Below are 15,537 nucleotides of genomic sequence, written 5' to 3'. Positions count from 1 at the left end.
CCTAGGCAGAATCCGCACCGTCCTAGGGGAGTAGTCTCCCGCGAGCGCCCTGCTCGCCCGGTACGCGTCAACATACTTGGTCCACAGACCATGGCGCGTGCGACCCACCATGCCAGCCTGCATGGCGAGATCCGCATAGACGGATCCAGGGTTTGACAAGACCTATGACACGCACACCTTACCCGGGGCGGGGAGGCTGTACGTGTCATAGCCGTGTCGACCCGCCCCCGTAGGAATCCTGATGCTGGAATCTTTGCTGGTCCCCACCGCCATCGTTGCCCTCGCCGAAATCGGCGACAAGACGCAATTGCTCGCGCTCATACTCGCTGCCCGCTTCCGCAAGCCCTGGCCGATCATCGCCGGCATCATCGCCGCCACCTTGGCCAACCATGCCGCGGCTGGTGCCGTGGGCGCGTGGGTCGGCAGCTTCTTCAGCGACTCGGCACTGCACTGGATCCTGGCCGCGAGCTTCACTGCCACTGCCCTATGGACCCTGGTTCCGGACAAGATGGAGGACGACGAGAACCCGGCGCGCCGCTTCGGGCCGTTCCTGACCACGCTGATCGCGTTCTTCCTGGCTGAAATCGGTGACAAGACCCAGGTCGCCACGGTAATGCTGGCAGCACAGTATCCGTACCTGATCATGGTCATTATCGGTACTACCCTGGGCATGCTGATTGCCAACGTGCCAGTGGTACTGGCGGGTAACTTCGCGGCGGACAAACTGCCGCTGACGCTGATCCGTCGCCTGGCGGCCACGGCGTTCTTCGTGCTGGCGATCGTGGCCGTGTACTCGGCGATGAAAGCCAGTGGCTGGGTGAGCTAACCCGAAAGGCGACAGGCTGACGCCGAACCTGTAGGAGCAGCCTTGCGCTGCGAAGAGGCCGGTACAGGCACCAGGAAATGTGGTGCTCTTACCGACCCTTTCGCAGCACAAGGCTGCTCCTACAAGGGGTAAGCATCTGGAAGTCGGGGCTTACTTCTTGGCCGCCTGATACAGCGGCATCACCTTCGGAATGGCCGCCTGCAACGAAGCAATGCGGCTCTGGGACGCCGGGTGAGTGCTCATGAACTCAGGCGGCGCGCCCTCGGAAACCTGGCTCATCTTGTTCCACAGAGTGATTGCGGCATTCGGGTCGTAACCGGCACGCGCCGAGAGCTCCAGGCCGATCAGGTCGGCTTCGTTCTCGTTGGCCCGGCTGTTGGGCAGGGTCATGGCATAGTTCACCACGGTATCGGCCATGGCCATGCTGCCCTGGCCGAGGCCAAAGAGGGCACCGGCGCCCTGGCGCGCCATTTCCACGCCATACGCCTTGGACATCGCCTCGCGGCTGTGCTCACGCAAAGCGTGGGCGATCTCGTGGCCCACCACCGCAGCAATTTCCGCATCGGTGAGCTTGAGCTGATCGATCAGGCCGGTGTAGACGATGATCTTGCCGCCCGGGCCGCAGTTGGCGTTGAGCTCGTCGCTCTTGATCACGTTCACTTCCCAGTTCCATTGCGCGGCATCCGGTCGGAACTTGGGGGTCTGGGCGATCAGGCGGTTGGCAATTACCTGCACACGCTTGGCATCTGCGCTGGACTTGTCGAGCACGCCTTTGTTCGATGCCTCACCCAGGGTCTGCTGGTACGACTGGGCGTACATCTGGTTGACTTCATCGGTCGAAAGCATGCTGAACATGTACTGCTGGCGCTCGACGCCGACAGCACCGCCGCTGGTGGTATTAACCGCCTGGCAGCCGGCCAGCAGGATGCCAGCACTCAACAGGCTGACGACAAAAGACTTACGCATGAAAACACTCCCTTTCTACATGCGCCGTATCCTAGGACGACTCGCCGGTGGGCCGCCATAGCCGCACGGAAGAATTTATTTTCCTGCGCCGGCCTCTTCGCGGGTGAACCCGCTCCTACAGGGATAATGCGATCGTTGTAGGAGCGGCTTCAGCCGCGAAGAGGCCGGCACAGCCATACATCAGGCCGGGGTCAAGCACTCCGGCGCATCCAGCTTCGGATCATTGACGAAATGCGCCAGGGCCCGCTCGCGCAACGTCGCCGGCGGGCTGGCCAGCAATTCATGCAGGCGGGCCAGCGGCGTGTCCGGGTCAAGCCAGGCCGCCTGCCCCGCCTCGTCCAGTATCAACGGCCGACGCTGGTTCATCGCCGCCTGGGTCACCACCGCACAACTCAGCCAAACCTGGTCCTGCACCGGGTAGGCCTCCCACACGGCGGCGAAGTACAGCGATGCGCCCTCCCCCGGGGTCAGCCAGTACGGGCGCTTGCGCACGCTACCGCGCCATTCGTAAAAGCCGTTGGCCGGCATCAGGCAGCGGCGCAGGCGAAACGCGTCGCGAAACATCGGCTGCTCGGCCAGGGTTTCGGCGCGGGCATGGGCGGGGGTGCGGGACAGGTCGGTGAGCCAGGCCGGGGTCAGCCCCCAGCGCGCCTTGGCCAGTTGCAACTGGCCGTCAAGCTGGCGCTGGATCAGCACCGAAGCCCCGGGCGAGATGTTCCATTGGGCTGGCTGGCCAACGGGAAAGCCCGGCAGACTGGCAAGAGCCTGGGGCCAGCGAAACAGGGCGTAACGTCCACACATGGGCGAATTCAAAACCTAGCAGATCAAGGTACCGGGGAAACTCTCCGGTTCGTCGCCAACCAGTGGCTGGGCATCATTGTACGCATCGATCAGCTGCCGTGCGTACTCGGCCTGTTCATCAGCCACGGCAAGCCCAAGCAAGCCCTGCATCGGCAGTTCACCGGCAGCACCGATCAGGTCACGACCAACCAGGTGCGCATCGATCCCCTCGCTGGCGAGCATGCCCGCCAGCATTTCAGCCTCGAGCAGGTTTTCCGGTTCGTAGATGCGCTGCATCAGTCATTCTCACCGAATACATCCAGCATCCACTCCTCGCCATGAACTTGCAGCACGAAGCGGATAGGCTTGCAACATACCTGACAGTCCTCGATGTACTCCTGATCGCCACCGGACAGGTCCACCGTGGTTTCGACTTCTTCGCCACAATAAGGGCAATCGTAGATCGCAGTTTGCAGCATCGCGGCCTCCGGGGTGACTTATGCGTATAATTGCCGGTCTGTTTACAGGGCCTGTGTGTGTCCGAGCCGTTTTTCGGAGCCCGCCCTTACCTTATTACCCTAGCCGTTTCCAACAAGAGAGCATGATGGGCGAATTCGATGCCATCCGACCGTACGACGACGCTGAGGTCCCTGCCGTTCTGGCACGCCTGCTCAGCGACCCGGCATTCCTCGATATCCTCACCCACTTCCGCTTCCCGCGTGCGGCCGGTGCTCTCGGCTGGTTGCTCAAACCGCTGATCGCCCGCCGCCTGCGCAAGGAATTCGCCGGTGTCACCTGTGTCTCGACCTTGCAGGACAAAGTCGAGTACTACGTCGACCAGACCATCGACCGCGCCACCGACGGCGTCACCTATTCGGGCGTGGAGCAGCTCAAGGCCGGCACCGCCTACCTGTTTCTGGCCAACCACCGTGACATCGTCATGGACCCGGCCTTCGTCAACTACGCGGTTTACCACGCCGGCCTGCCCACGCCGCGCATCGCCATTGGCGACAACCTGCTGCAAAAGCCGTTTGTCAGCGACATGATGCGCCTGAACAAGAGCTTCATCGTGCACCGCTCGATCAGTGGGCGCCGCGAGAAGCTGGCGGCCTACCAGTTGCTCTCAGCCTACATCAACCACTCGATCCGCAACGACGCCACGTCGATCTGGATCGCCCAGGCAGAAGGCCGGGCCAAGGACGGTGACGACCGCACCGATTCGGCGATCCTCAAGATGTTCCACATGAGCCGCAAGGACGAACCGTTCGGCGCGGTGATCCAGAGCCTGAACCTGACACCGGTTTCGATCAGCTACGAATATGACCCGTGCGACCAGGCCAAGGCCCGCGAGCTGTACATCCGCGCCACCACCGGCACCTACAAGAAGGCGCCGGGCGAGGACGACAACAGCATCGCCAAGGGCATTACCGGCTACAAAGGCCGGGTGCACATCAACTTCGCCCCGCCGGTGACCGAGTATCACGAGGATACCAAGCAGCTGGCAGCGGAAATCGACCGGCAGATCCTCGGTGGCTACCGACTGTTCCCGGTGCACTACCTGGCCTATGCGATGTGGGATGGCAGGGATGAGGCGCTACAGGTGCCGAGCGCCGAGAAGGTGTTCCCGGCCGATGAGCTGGCTCGGGCCAAGGAGGAATGGCAACGCCGCCTGGATGCCTGCCCTGAGGAGCAGCGGCCGTACCTTGTGCTGCAGTATGCGACGCCGGTGCGCAACCAGTACCAGGTCAGGCAGCAGGCACCGGTGGCCTGATCGATCCTAGGGCTGCTTTGCAGCCCATCGCGACACAAGGCCGCTCCTACAGGGGATCGTGCATACGGAGCGGCCTTGTGTCGCGATGGGTCGCAAAGCGGCCCTGAAATCTCAAATCCAGGTACTGAACCAGGACAGCAGCAACGCCATCGCCAGGCACGAAAAGCCGAGAATGTAGAAGTACCGCGGCACCCGCAGGTCGAACGCGTCCACCACTCCCTCGTCCACCGCCATGTATTCGCGAGTCTCGGCCTCGCGCCGCCGCGCACTGTGCAGCAGCAACCCGCCCGGGCAGGTCAGCAGCAGCGCCAGCAGATTGATCAGCTTGGTCGGGTGGGCGGCCAGGAACCCCCAGAGCACTTGCAAGGACATCACGCAACCTCGGTATGAGCGACGGCAAAGGCCGGCATTCTACCCAAGTCATGCCCGGACGCCCGGCTCAGGCGACAAAGTGTCATCGAATTTCATCTGGAATGGCATGAAATTTTGCCGGCCTCTCCGCGGGCACAGACAACAAAAAACCCGCTGCCTGGAACACAGGCAGCGGGTTTTGTTTTATAGCTGAAGGCTTACTGCCCCAGCACCTGACCGATGGTCGGGTCCTTGAACATGCGGGTCAGGGCATCGCTCAGCACATCGCCCACCAGCTGGGTGTTGGTTTCCTGGTTCGGCGCCATGCCGAAACGCTGGTCCAGCGAAGCGCCGTAACGGCCACTGTAGCGGCGGCCGCCATTGGACACGTCGGCACGGAAGGTGGCGCCGATGGTAGCCTCGGTCACGTACAGGTTGTCTTTCGGCGACTGGTACTTCAGTTCGGCCAGGGTCACGGTCAGCTGCGGCGCGTTGTAGGCGTTCGGCGTCGGGGTGAAGCCGAGCAGGCGTACGGCGGCTTCGGCCTGGGCCTGCAGCTTGGGCACGATGTCGTTGCCACTCACGCTGATGGTGCTGGTCTCGGGATACATGCCACCGCGAGTGCCCAGGGACTGCGATGCCCGGCCGTCAACAACCCGGACCACTACCGGCTGGCCATGGCCGACCGGGGCGAGCTGGGCCTTGAGCGTGGGTTGCGGATTGAGTTGTTGCGGGCTGTGGGCACAACCGACCAGGCTGAGGCTGGCCACGGCGATCAAACCGAACAACAGACGTTGCAACATGCGCGTTACTCCAGAAAAAGCGGCGAAGGCCCACAGTATACCTAGCCACGCATCGACCAGTCATCGGTCCGGCCCGCTTGTCACTATCGTTTCATCGCCGCGCCCTTATCCTTGCGCCAAGCCCTAACGCACAGGACTCGCTGCCATGGCCTCGCTCTGGACCCTGCTGTTCCAACGCCCGCGCCACAACACCTATGCCCGCCTCGATGCCGACGGCAAATGCCTGGCCTTCAAGCAATGCGGCCAGGCGCCCAGCGGCAGCGGCTGGGTCCAGATCGGCGAAATCCGGCTCGCCTGGCTGGGCCGCGAGCTGCCCGCCAGTGCCAGGGTTTGCGCCCGCGCAAGCCGCCGCTGGCACCAGCGCATCCTCGCGGCCTGACAAACGCTGCAATAAAAACCACGAATGGCGACATTTCTGCCCGCGACATCGCTATAATCTCCCCCCGATTATAAGGACGTCTCCTGATCGGGCCCCGCACTCGCCGATTGACCCCGGCAACTTCAATGCTTCGCCCACAGAGAGCCTTCCACTCAGGTCTTGCATCGGCTGTCGTGCCTGCTTTTCCGGCCCTTCACACTGCATGAACCTGCGGGTTGCCATCGCGCAGTCCCCTTTTGAGGTTCACGTCTCCAAAAGAGCGTGAAAAAACGGTTTTCACAACTTCACAAGAGTGTGGCGAGCAAATGAACAGTCTGGCATGTGCAAAAGCGGCAGATGTGTCCCGAACAGCCCTGAACAGGCCGCAAATGCGCTCATCCCGTATGAGTGTCTGAGCCGTTCCATAACGCACGCACGACACCTTGACCATAAGTCGAATTGCCGCACCCGTGGCAAACCGCGTTCAATACGCGAACCCGAAGACTGATTGGCGGTGTCCGCGGAAGTTGCAAGAACTGCGAAAAGTCGGACATGGCGACCCTGGCGAACCCAGGTCCTATGCTGTCAATTAGGTAGCTGTAGATTGTGGAGACGCGTGAATGGCGCAGAACGAATCGGTTGATGTGGTACTGGTAGGCGCAGGCATCATGAGTGCCACCCTGGCCGTACTGCTCAAGGAGCTCGACCCGACCCTGAAGCTTGAGGTCGTGGAGGCGATGGACTCCGGAGCCGCGGAAAGCTCCAACCCCTGGAACAACGCAGGCACCGGCCACGCCGGCCTGTGCGAGCTTAACTACACGCCCCAGGCCGCCGATGGCAGCATCGACATCAAGAAGGCCGTGCACATCAACACCCAGTTCGAGGTTTCGCGCCAGTTCTGGGCCTACCTGAGCAAGAAGGGCAACTTCGGCTCGGCACGTGCCTTCATCAACCCTGTCCCGCACCTGAGCTACGTCGAGGGTGACAAGGGTGTTTCCTTCCTCAAGAAGCGCTATGAGCTGCTCAAGCAGCACCATGCCTTTGCGGACATGGAATACACCGAAGACAAGGCCGTGATGAAGGACTGGATGCCGCTGATGATGCCAGGCCGCCCAGCCGACCAGCACATCGCCGCCACCCGCGTGCTCAAGGGCACCGACGTCAACTTCGGCGCCCTGACCAACAAGCTGCTGAAGCTGCTGGGCGACTCGCAGGACGCCCAGGTCAAGTACAGCAAGAAGGTCGTTGGCCTGCGTCGTAACGGCAAGGGCTGGACCGTGAGCATCAAGGACGTCAACAGCGGCGGTAGCCGTGAAGTGGACGCCCGCTTCGTCTTCCTCGGCGCCGGTGGCGCGGCCCTGCCGCTGCTGCAGCTGTCGGGCATTCCGGAAAGCAAAGGCTTCGGCGGCTTCCCGGTCAGCGGCCAGTGGCTGCGTTGCGACAACCCGGAAATCGTCAAGCAGCACCAGGCCAAGGTCTACAGCCAGGCCGCGGTCGGCGCCCCGCCGATGTCGGTACCGCACCTGGATACCCGCGTGGTCGATGGCAAGAAATCGCTGCTGTTCGGTCCATATGCCGGCTTCACCACCAAGTTCCTGAAGCACGGTTCGCTGATGGACCTGCCGCTGTCGGTACGCATGGGCAACATCGGACCGATGCTGGCCGTGGCCCGTGACAACATGGACCTGACCAAGTACCTGGTCAGCGAAGTGATGCAGTCGATGGAGCAGCGCCTGGAAGCCCTGCGTCGCTTCTACCCGCAGGCCAAGGCCGAAGACTGGCGCCTGGAAGTAGCCGGTCAGCGCGTGCAGATCATCAAGAAAGATCCGAAGAAAGGCGGCGTGCTGCAGTTCGGTACCGAGCTGGTCTCGGCCCAGGACGGCAGCCTGGCTGCACTGCTCGGCGCATCGCCGGGTGCTTCGGTGACCGTTTCGATCATGCTGGAACTGATCGAGCGCTGCTTCCCCGAGCAGGCCAAAGGTGCCTGGGCTGCCAAGCTCAAGGAAATCTTCCCGGCTCGCGAGAAGACCCTGGCGACCGATGCTGCCCTGTACCACAAGATCAGTGCCGACAACGACGTGGCGCTGGACCTGGTGGAAAGCAGCCCGGCGGCCAAGCATTACGCCTGATTCGGCCGGTAACGAAAAAAACGCCCCTCGGGGCGTTTTTTTGTGCCTGGATCTTTGTAAGCCTGTTCCGGCCCTTTCGCGGGTAAACCCGCTCCCACAAGGACCGCACCACAGCTAAGGGCTGTGCTGTACCTGTGGGAGCGGGTTTACCCGCGAAAGGGCCGGAGCAGGTTCACAAATCAGCCACGGGCCTTGGCGATGATCTCGATGTAATCCGGCGCATTGCGCTGGTCGGCAATCTGCTCGACAAAGGTCTGGCCGTGCTCGTCTTTGCCATCCAGGTCCAGCCCAGCCTCGACGAAGAAGCCGACAAAACGCTCGAAATCGTCGATGCGCAGGCCGCGGTAGGCCTTGACCAGCTTGTGCAGCGACGGCGAGGTCACGCCATCGGCCGGCTCGAACTGGAGGAACGACTTGATGTAGTCGTCGCTGATCTCGTCACCGATTACCTGTTTCTTGTCTTTACGCATTGCCGACTCCAACTGGACCATCACGAAATTTCAAAGGCCGGCAGTGTACCCCCCGCAGGCCGGGCGCCTCAACGCGTACGTACGGTACCGGTGTGCAGGTCGGCCCAGACGTGGCCGTTGCCGTAGGTGAGGAACTGCACATACAGCGTCTCGTTGCGCAGCAGGTCCATGATCACGCGGTAGTCGCTGAGCGGATAATTCAGGCTCAGGGTGCGGGTTTTCTCATCGTATACGGGTTTCTTCAGGCTCTTGGCCGCTTCACCGTCAAAGGTCAGCAGTACCTGGGCGATGGTTGCGCCCTTGCTCAGCGGCTTGCCCTTGAGGCGCACCTGCAACGACGAGGTGATCGGGATCGGCTGCTGGTCGGATTGGCGTTGGGTACCCACTACCACCGAGTAGTCGGTCACTTGCAACAATTGCTGGCCGGTCGGCGCTTCCTGGCGCAGGGACTGGTCGTCAGGTGGCAGGAACTGGCTGTGCAGCGGTGCGGCGGCGAGTGGCAGGCTGACCGCCAGCAGGAGGGGAAGAAACGCACGCATGTGAGGCTCCTTGAATGAAGGAGCACTCTAGCATGGAGTGCCTGGGGCGTATGACCCTATCGCCCTGTAGGAGCAGCCTTGTGCTGCGAAGAGGCCAGCATTGCCACAGAACATCTTTAGTCATACCCCCTTCGCAGCACAAGGCTGCTCCTACAGGGCAACGAAGCCGGTACAGTCGACATCAATCGAACTGCGCGAGCATCCAGGCCTGGTACTCGGCCACGCCTTCTTCACCTTCGCGCGGCGCCCAGTGCGCATGCTCGCCCTCGCCCACCGGCCGGTATGGCCCGGCCTTGCACTCGAACAGGATACTGTCCGGCTCCAGCACCACCAGCCCATGGTAGGTGCCGGGCGCCAGGTCCACGCCGAGGCAGTCACCACCAGCCCTTAGCACGCGTTTGTCAGTCACCGCGCCCTGCTCATCAAAGATCAGCAGGCCCAGGCACCCCTTGAGCACGATCAGGGCCTCGGCCTTGTCGTCGCTGAGGTGCCGATGCGGCGGGATATAGGTGCTCGGTTGCAGCCCGACTGCCATGCGGTGGCAAGGCTCTTCCATTTCATGGAAATTGTGATGTTGCCGCCCACGCGGGTTGGCTGCAGCCTTTGCGGCCAGCCCGGCGAACAGCGATTGGTCGATGAACGCAGGCTGGCGCATGATCACAGCCCCTTTACGGCGAAAATGCCGTTGGCGTTGCGCCAGTAGCCTTTGTAGTCCATGCCGTAACCGAAGATATAGCGGTCGACGCAGGGCAGGCCCACGTAGTTGGCCTTGAGTTCCGGGCTGGCCTTGCGGTCATGGTCCTTGTCGATCAGTACCGCGGTGTGCACCGAGCGCGCACCGGCGTGCTTGCAGAACTCGATGATGGCGCTGAGGGTGTGCCCTTCGTCGAGGATGTCATCGACGATCAGTACGTCACGGTCGATGAACGATACTTCGGGCTTGGCCTTCCAGAAAAGCTCGCCGCCGCTGGTCTGGTTGCGGTAGCGGGTAGCGTGCAGGTAGCTGGCTTCCAGTGGGAACTGCAGGTGGGTCAGCAGCTTGCCGGAGAAGATCAGGCCGCCGTTCATCACGCAGAAAACCACCGGGTTCTTGTCGTGCAGGTCCTTGCAGATCTGCTCGCCGACTTTGGCGATGGCCGCTTCGACTTCGGCTTCGGTGTACAGGCAGTCAGCTTCACGCATGACTTGACGGATATGCTCGAGATCGGCGGACATGGCGCTCTCCGGGGGTGCATTTTGGAAAAGCGGGCAAAGGTACGCATCCGCTCGTCACAGATCAAGCATTTATGGACTAACGTCCAGAATGACCAGACGACAGCACAGGCTGAATAGATTAATCTAGCGCGGTTTTTTTGCCCGCCTTTCGGAGCCCCCCTATGCCCACTCGTGAGATCCGCCATCCGCTGATCCGCCACAAGCTCGGCCTGATGCGCCGTGCCGATATCAGCACCAAGAATTTTCGCGAACTTGCCCAGGAAGTCGGCGCGCTCCTGACCTACGAAGCCACCCAGGACCTGCCGCTCGAAACCTACGAGATCGACGGCTGGTGCGGCAAGGTGCAAGTTGAAAAAATCGCCGGCAAGAAGATTACCGTGGTACCGATCCTGCGTGCCGGCATCGGCATGCTCGACGGCGTGCTCAGCCTGATCCCGGGCGCCAAGGTCAGCGCCGTCGGCGTTGCTCGCAACGAGGAAACCCTCGAAGCCCACACCTACCTGGAAAAGCTCGCGCCGGACATCAACCAGCGCCTGGCCCTGATCATCGACCCGATGCTGGCCACCGGCGGTTCGATGGTCGCCACCATCGACCTGCTGAAGAAGGCCGGCTGCAAAGAGATCCGCGCCATGGTCCTGGTCGCTGCGCCAGAAGGCATCGAAGTGGTGGAAAAAGCCCACCCGGACGTGCAGATCTACACCGCCTCGATCGACCAGCGCCTGAACGAACACGGCTACATCGTGCCGGGCCTGGGCGATGCCGGTGACAAGATCTTCGGCACCAAGCAAAAGGACGCCTGACCATGCAGGACGGCTTCAACGACCCGCTCTGGCGCCAGGTCGTTTCGGGCGCGCAAATGCTCTTCGTGGCATTCGGCGCGCTGGTGCTGATGCCACTGATCACCGGCCTCGATCCGAACGTAGCGCTGTTCACTGCCGGCATCGGCACCCTGCTGTTCCAGCTGGTCACCGGCCGCCAGGTACCCGTGTTCCTGGCCTCGAGCTTTGCTTTCATCACCCCGATCATCCTCGCCAAGGGCCAGTTCGGCCTGGCCGAGACCATGGGCGGCGTGATGGCCGCAGGTTTCGTGTACACCTTCATGGGCCTGATGGTAAAAATCAAAGGCACCGGCTTCATCGACCGCATGCTGCCGCCGGTGGTGATCGGCCCGGTGATCATCTCCATCGGCCTGGCCATGGCGCCGATCGCCGCCAACATGGCGATGGGCAAGGCCGGTGACGGCAGCGTGCTGCTGCCGTACAAGACCGCCATGATGATCTCGATGCCGGCCCTGCTGACAACGCTGATCGTTGCCGTGTTCGGCAAGGGCATCTTCCGTCTGGTGCCGATCATTGCCGGCGTGTTCGTAGGCTTTGCCCTGTCGTTCGCCTTTGGCGTGGTCGACACTGCCAAGATCGCCGCCGCGCCGTGGCTGGAGCTGCCCAACTTCACCGCGCCAGCATTCAACTGGCAGGCCATCCTGTTCATCGTCCCGGTTGCCCTGGCACCGGCGATCGAGCACATCGGCGGGGTGATCGCGGTCGGCAGCGTGACCGGCCGCGACTACCTGAAGAAGCCCGGCCTGCACCGCACCCTGCTGGGCGACGGCCTGGCCACCACCGCAGCCGGCCTGTTCGGCGGCCCGCCCAACACCACCTATGCCGAAGTTACCGGCGCGGTGATGCTGACCAAGAACTACAACCCGAAGATCATGACCTGGGCGGCGGTCTTCGCCATCACCCTGGCCTTCATCGGCAAGTTCGGCGCGCTACTGCAGAGCATCCCGGTACCGGTGATGGGCGGCATCCTGTGCCTGTTGTTCGGTTCGATCGCGGCGGTGGGTATGAACACCATGATCCGCCACAAGATCGACCTGGCCGAAGCGCGCAACCTGGTGATCGTGTCGGTCACCCTGGTGTTCGGTATCGGCGGCGTGCTGATCGGCAGCGGTGACGGCCCGGATGACTGGGGCCTGAAGGGCATCGCCCTGTGTGCAATCGTGGCTATCGCCCTGAACCTGATCTTGCCGGGCAATGATGGCTGGAAGCACAAAAAGCTGGATGATCAGTTGCCTTGATTCGGCTTTAGCCTGACCCGGCCACTTCGCGGGTAAACCCGCTCCCACAGGTACCCCGCTGCCCTCAGGCCTTGTGCAAAACCTGTGGGAGCGGGTTTACCCGCGAAGAGGGCAACCTTGGACTCAGGCTTTTTCGCACATCCCCGCCAGCGCCTTCACCCACTCCGGGTGATCATTCAGGCAAGGCACCAGCACCAGCTCCTGCCCGCCGGCCTCGACAAACTGCTCGCTCCCGCGCATGCCGATCTCTTCCAGGGTCTCGATGCAATCGGCCACGAACGCCGGGCACATTACCAGCAGCTTCTTCACCCCAGCCTTGGCCAGCTCGTCCAGCCGCGCCTCGGTATAGGGTTCGATCCACTTGGCCCGCCCCAGTCGTGACTGGAACGACACCGACCACTTGCCATCGGGTATGCCCATTTTCTGCGCAAAGGCCCTGGCCGTTGCCAGGCACTGCCCGCGGTAGCAGACCGCGCGCATGTCGGCACTGGCATCCTTGCAGCAATCGGCCGCCTGGAAGTCATGCTTGCCGGTAGGGTCCAGCTTCTTCAAGTGGCGCTCCGGCAAGCCATGGAAGCTCAGCAACAGGTGATCGTAATCCTGCTCCAGGTAAGGCCGGGCGCTGGCGACCAATGCCTCGATGTAGTCCGGGTGCTCGTAGAATGGCTGCAGCACGCGAAGTTGCAACGGCAACTGGCGTTCACTGACCGTCTGCCTGGCCAGTTCCACCACAGTGGTCACCGTGCTGTCAGCGAACTGTGGATACAGCGGCGCCAGGGTCACCTTGCGCACACCCTGGGCCACCAGGCGCTCCAGCACCTCGGGCAAGGCCGGCTGACCATAGCGCATGGCAATCTCCACCGGGCCATGGGGCCAGTGCTCGACCATTGCCGCCTGCAGGCGACGGGTCAGCACTACCAGCGGCGAGCCCTCTTCCCACCAGATCGAGCCATAGGCATGCGCCGACTGCTCCGGGCGCTTGATCAGGATCAGCGACACCAGCAGGCGCCGTACCGGCCAGGGCAGGTCGATCACATACGGGTCCATGAGGAACTGGTTGAGGTAGCGGCGCACATCGGCCACCGAGGTGGAGGCCGGGGAACCCAGGTTGACCAGCAGCAGGGCGTGATCGGTCATGCAGCGTCCTATGTCAGAGGCGGCTGGACAGGTTGTCCAGAGCCGATTGCAAATCGTTGAAGCGGAAGGTGAAGCCTGCCGCCAGCAAGCGTGCCGGGCGGGCGCGCTGGCCGCCGAGTAGCAGGGTCGACAGCTCACCCAGCCCCGCCTTGAGCAGCAGTGCCGGCACTGGCAGCAGCGCCGGCCGGTGCAAGGTGCGGCCAAGGCGCCTGGCGAACTCGCGGTTGCGCACCGGCTCCGGGGCGCAGGCATTATAAGGACCGCTGGCATCCTTGTGCTGCAAGAGAAAATCAATCAGGGCGACCTGGTCGTCTATATGGACCCAAGGCATCCACTGCCGCCCGTCGCCCAAAGGCCCGCCCAGCCCCAGTTTGAAGGGCAGGCGCAGGCGCGACAAAAAGCCGCCGTCACTGGCCAGCACCAACCCGGTACGCACCAGCACCACGCGAATGCCCTGAGCCTGCGAACGCATCGCTGTCTCTTCCCAGGCAATGCACAGTTGGCTGGCGAAATCTTCGCGCACCGGCGGTGAAGCCTCGGTCAGCTCGCGTTCGCCACCGTCTCCGTACCAGCCCACCGCCGAGCCGGAGATCAGCACTTCCGGGCGCTGTTCGCGGCTGCCCAGCCAGGCCAGCAACTGCTCGGTGAGGGTGACGCGGCTGGTCCACAGCAGGTTGCGCCGGGTCGCCGTCCAGGGCCGGTCGGCAATCGGGGCGCCGGCCAGGTTGATCACCGCGTCCAGCTGATCGTCCGCCTCCAGTTGCTCCAGGCGGGCGATGCCACGCACGCCGGTCCCACAAATTTTCGGCACCTGCTCGGGTCGCCGGCTCCATACCGTCAGGCGATGACCCTGGCCGAGCCAGTACTGACACAGGTGCCTGCCTATCAACCCGGTGCCGCCTGTCAGCAATATATGCATGGCTGTGTCCTCGCAGAATGCGGCGGTGGTCTATTTTTAACATCAAGGCACTTTTTTGACCCGACGCTCTCGGATAAACATAGGCCAACCTGCCTGCCAACACGGAATAACCTTATACAACATTTGAGCATTGTACAGGTTTGCCTGACAGCGTAGTCTGCTTACAGCAAGGTTTGAAGAGGCCATCATGACAGTACCTATCGCCATCATCGGGGCCGGTATCGCCGGTCTGTCAGCCGCCCAGGCCTTGCAGAAGGCCGGGCAATCCGTGCATTTGTTCGACAAGGGCCACGGCAGTGGCGGGCGCATGGCCAGCAAGCGCAGCGAAGCTGGCGCGCTGGACCTCGGCGCCCAATACTTCACGGCCCGTGACCGCCGCTTCGTCGAGCAGGTACAGCAATGGGTTGCCGCCGGTTGGGCCGCGCAATGGAAGCCACAGCTGTACAACTACCGCGATGGTGAACTCAGCCCCTCCCCCGACGAGCAGACGCGCTGGGTGGGCGTGCCGCGCATGAGTGCAATCACCCGCGGCCTGCTCAAGGACGTGACGGTCAACTTCGGCTGCCGCATCGCCGAAGTGTTCCGCGGTAAGCAGTACTGGCACCTGCAGGACACCGAAGGCTGCAGCCACGGCCCCTACAGCCGCGTGGTGATCGCCGTGCCGGCGCCACAGGCCACGCCGCTGCTGGCCGCTACTCCGAAGCTCGCTGCCGTGGCCGCCGGTGTGCAGATGGAGCCCACCTGGGCCGTCGCCCTGGCCTTCCAGACCCCGCTGGACACCCCGATGCAAGGCTGCTTCGTGCAGGACAACCCGCTCGACTGGCTGGCGCGCAACCGCAGCAAGCCCGGGCGTGACGAGCAGCTCGACACCTGGGTACTGCACGCCACCTCGGACTGGAGCCGGCAACACATCGACCTGCCCAAGGAAGAAGTGATCGAACAGCTGTGGGGCGAATTCGCCGAACTGGTCGGCTGCGTGGTGCCAGCACCTACTTTTGCCTTGGCCCACCGCTGGCTTTATGCCCGCCCGAGCAGCAACCATGAATGGGGCGCACTGGCCGATGCTGACCAGGGCCTATACGCCTGCGGCGACTGGTGCCTGTCCGGCCGCGTCGAGGGCGCCTGGCTCAGTGGCCAGGAAGCGGCGCGTCGGCTGCTCGAACATCTCGAGTGATGTAGGGTTATACAAAAAAAAC

General features: G+C 62.9%; 19 protein-coding genes and 1 riboswitch. Of the genes, 7 read left to right on the top strand and 12 right to left on the bottom strand.

Features of this window, described 5'->3' with window-relative positions; translation table 11 throughout:
* Positions 1 to 13 precede the first annotated feature (13 nt).
* Positions 14 to 153, top strand: a riboswitch (yybP-ykoY riboswitch).
* Positions 154 to 241: 88 nt separating this feature from the next.
* Positions 242 to 826: a TMEM165/GDT1 family protein gene (locus E5221_RS04450; RefSeq protein WP_182329817.1), complete on the top strand. Its 585-nt coding sequence runs from the start codon at positions 242 to 244 to the stop codon at positions 824 to 826.
* 150 nt (positions 827 to 976) lie between these two features.
* Here the strand turns inward: E5221_RS04450 and E5221_RS04445 are convergent, their stop codons facing one another.
* The 4 genes from E5221_RS04445 to E5221_RS04430 all read right to left on the bottom strand — a co-directional run bounded on the left by E5221_RS04445 (position 977) and on the right by E5221_RS04430 (position 3,051).
* Entirely contained in the window at positions 977 to 1,792 is an 816-nt protein-coding gene (locus E5221_RS04445) for a M48 family metallopeptidase (RefSeq protein WP_061552001.1), read from the bottom strand.
* Between the two features lie 180 nt (positions 1,793 to 1,972).
* The gene (locus E5221_RS04440; protein WP_003260669.1) at positions 1,973 to 2,593 is read right to left on the bottom strand and encodes an SOS response-associated peptidase; all 621 of its coding nucleotides are present in this window, start codon (positions 2,591 to 2,593) and stop codon (positions 1,973 to 1,975) included.
* 15 nt (positions 2,594 to 2,608) lie between these two features.
* Positions 2,609 to 2,869 carry a DUF2007 domain-containing protein gene (locus E5221_RS04435; protein ID WP_003260668.1) on the bottom strand — a complete coding sequence of 87 codons (261 nt, stop codon included), beginning with the start codon at positions 2,867 to 2,869 and terminating at the stop codon, positions 2,609 to 2,611.
* A complete protein-coding gene (locus E5221_RS04430) occupies positions 2,869 to 3,051 on the bottom strand; it encodes a CPXCG motif-containing cysteine-rich protein (protein ID WP_003260667.1) in 183 nt (60 codons plus the stop codon). The genes E5221_RS04435 and E5221_RS04430 overlap by 1 nt, the downstream gene beginning before the upstream one ends.
* Before the next feature lie 122 nt (positions 3,052 to 3,173).
* Between E5221_RS04430 and E5221_RS04425 the strand changes: the two genes are divergently transcribed.
* The gene (locus tag E5221_RS04425) at positions 3,174 to 4,343 is read left to right on the top strand and encodes a 1-acyl-sn-glycerol-3-phosphate acyltransferase (protein WP_161795741.1); all 1,170 of its coding nucleotides are present in this window, start codon (positions 3,174 to 3,176) and stop codon (positions 4,341 to 4,343) included.
* Positions 4,344 to 4,454: 111 nt separating this feature from the next.
* Here E5221_RS04425 and E5221_RS04420 read toward each other — a convergent pair whose 3' ends face one another.
* A complete protein-coding gene (locus E5221_RS04420; RefSeq protein ID WP_013970930.1) occupies positions 4,455 to 4,715 on the bottom strand; it encodes a hypothetical protein in 261 nt (86 codons plus the stop codon).
* Between the two features lie 197 nt (positions 4,716 to 4,912).
* Entirely contained in the window at positions 4,913 to 5,497 is a 585-nt protein-coding gene (locus E5221_RS04415) for a YajG family lipoprotein (protein ID WP_013970929.1), read from the bottom strand.
* Positions 5,498 to 5,642: 145 nt separating this feature from the next.
* Between E5221_RS04415 and E5221_RS04410 the strand changes: the two genes are divergently transcribed.
* The gene (locus tag E5221_RS04410) at positions 5,643 to 5,876 is read left to right on the top strand and encodes a hypothetical protein (protein WP_247846905.1); all 234 of its coding nucleotides are present in this window, start codon (positions 5,643 to 5,645) and stop codon (positions 5,874 to 5,876) included.
* A 599-nt stretch (positions 5,877 to 6,475) separates the two neighbouring features.
* On the top strand, positions 6,476 to 7,984 hold the full coding sequence (gene mqo, locus E5221_RS04405; protein WP_013970927.1) for a malate dehydrogenase (quinone): 1,509 nt from the start codon (positions 6,476 to 6,478) through the stop codon (positions 7,982 to 7,984).
* Between the two features lie 179 nt (positions 7,985 to 8,163).
* Here the strand turns inward: mqo and E5221_RS04400 are convergent, their stop codons facing one another.
* From E5221_RS04400 to E5221_RS04385, 4 genes are all read right to left on the bottom strand, one after another.
* A complete protein-coding gene (locus tag E5221_RS04400; protein ID WP_061551999.1) occupies positions 8,164 to 8,454 on the bottom strand; it encodes a PA4642 family protein in 291 nt (96 codons plus the stop codon).
* A 68-nt stretch (positions 8,455 to 8,522) separates the two neighbouring features.
* Positions 8,523 to 8,993: a hypothetical protein gene (locus E5221_RS04395; protein ID WP_013970925.1), complete on the bottom strand. Its 471-nt coding sequence runs from the start codon at positions 8,991 to 8,993 to the stop codon at positions 8,523 to 8,525.
* A gap of 181 nt (positions 8,994 to 9,174) precedes the next feature.
* Positions 9,175 to 9,648 (bottom strand): WbuC family cupin fold metalloprotein, encoded by a 474-nt coding sequence (locus E5221_RS04390; RefSeq protein WP_247846904.1) that lies wholly within the window; start codon positions 9,646 to 9,648, stop codon positions 9,175 to 9,177.
* A gap of 2 nt (positions 9,649 to 9,650) precedes the next feature.
* Positions 9,651 to 10,208, bottom strand: a complete 558-nt coding sequence (locus E5221_RS04385) for a hypoxanthine-guanine phosphoribosyltransferase (protein WP_003256346.1) — start codon at positions 10,206 to 10,208, stop codon at positions 9,651 to 9,653.
* A gap of 161 nt (positions 10,209 to 10,369) precedes the next feature.
* Here E5221_RS04385 and upp point away from each other — a divergent pair, with 161 nt between their 5' ends.
* Both upp and E5221_RS04375 read left to right on the top strand, forming a co-directional pair.
* Positions 10,370 to 11,008: a uracil phosphoribosyltransferase gene (gene upp, locus E5221_RS04380; RefSeq protein ID WP_011532223.1), complete on the top strand. Its 639-nt coding sequence runs from the start codon at positions 10,370 to 10,372 to the stop codon at positions 11,006 to 11,008.
* Positions 11,009 to 11,010: 2 nt separating this feature from the next.
* The gene (locus tag E5221_RS04375) at positions 11,011 to 12,285 is read left to right on the top strand and encodes a uracil-xanthine permease family protein (protein WP_085587350.1); all 1,275 of its coding nucleotides are present in this window, start codon (positions 11,011 to 11,013) and stop codon (positions 12,283 to 12,285) included.
* 123 nt (positions 12,286 to 12,408) lie between these two features.
* On the opposite strand, the gene hemH is transcribed toward E5221_RS04375, so the two are convergent.
* Together hemH and E5221_RS04365 are read right to left on the bottom strand one after the other, a co-directional pair.
* Positions 12,409 to 13,422, bottom strand: coding sequence for a ferrochelatase (hemH, locus tag E5221_RS04370; protein WP_038408702.1), 1,014 nt, complete (start codon positions 13,420 to 13,422; stop codon positions 12,409 to 12,411).
* Positions 13,423 to 13,435: 13 nt separating this feature from the next.
* Positions 13,436 to 14,341 carry a TIGR01777 family oxidoreductase gene (locus E5221_RS04365; RefSeq protein WP_061551998.1) on the bottom strand — a complete coding sequence of 302 codons (906 nt, stop codon included), beginning with the start codon at positions 14,339 to 14,341 and terminating at the stop codon, positions 13,436 to 13,438.
* A gap of 187 nt (positions 14,342 to 14,528) precedes the next feature.
* Between E5221_RS04365 and E5221_RS04360 the strand changes: the two genes are divergently transcribed.
* Positions 14,529 to 15,515, top strand: a complete 987-nt coding sequence (locus tag E5221_RS04360) for an NAD(P)/FAD-dependent oxidoreductase (protein WP_013970918.1) — start codon at positions 14,529 to 14,531, stop codon at positions 15,513 to 15,515.
* Positions 15,516 to 15,537: the final 22 nt, after the last annotated feature.

The organism is Pseudomonas sp. A2, assembly GCF_023100865.1.
GTDB lineage: Bacteria > Pseudomonadota > Gammaproteobacteria > Pseudomonadales > Pseudomonadaceae > Aquipseudomonas > Aquipseudomonas asiatica.
This window is presented reverse-complemented; position numbering and strand designations above follow the sequence as displayed.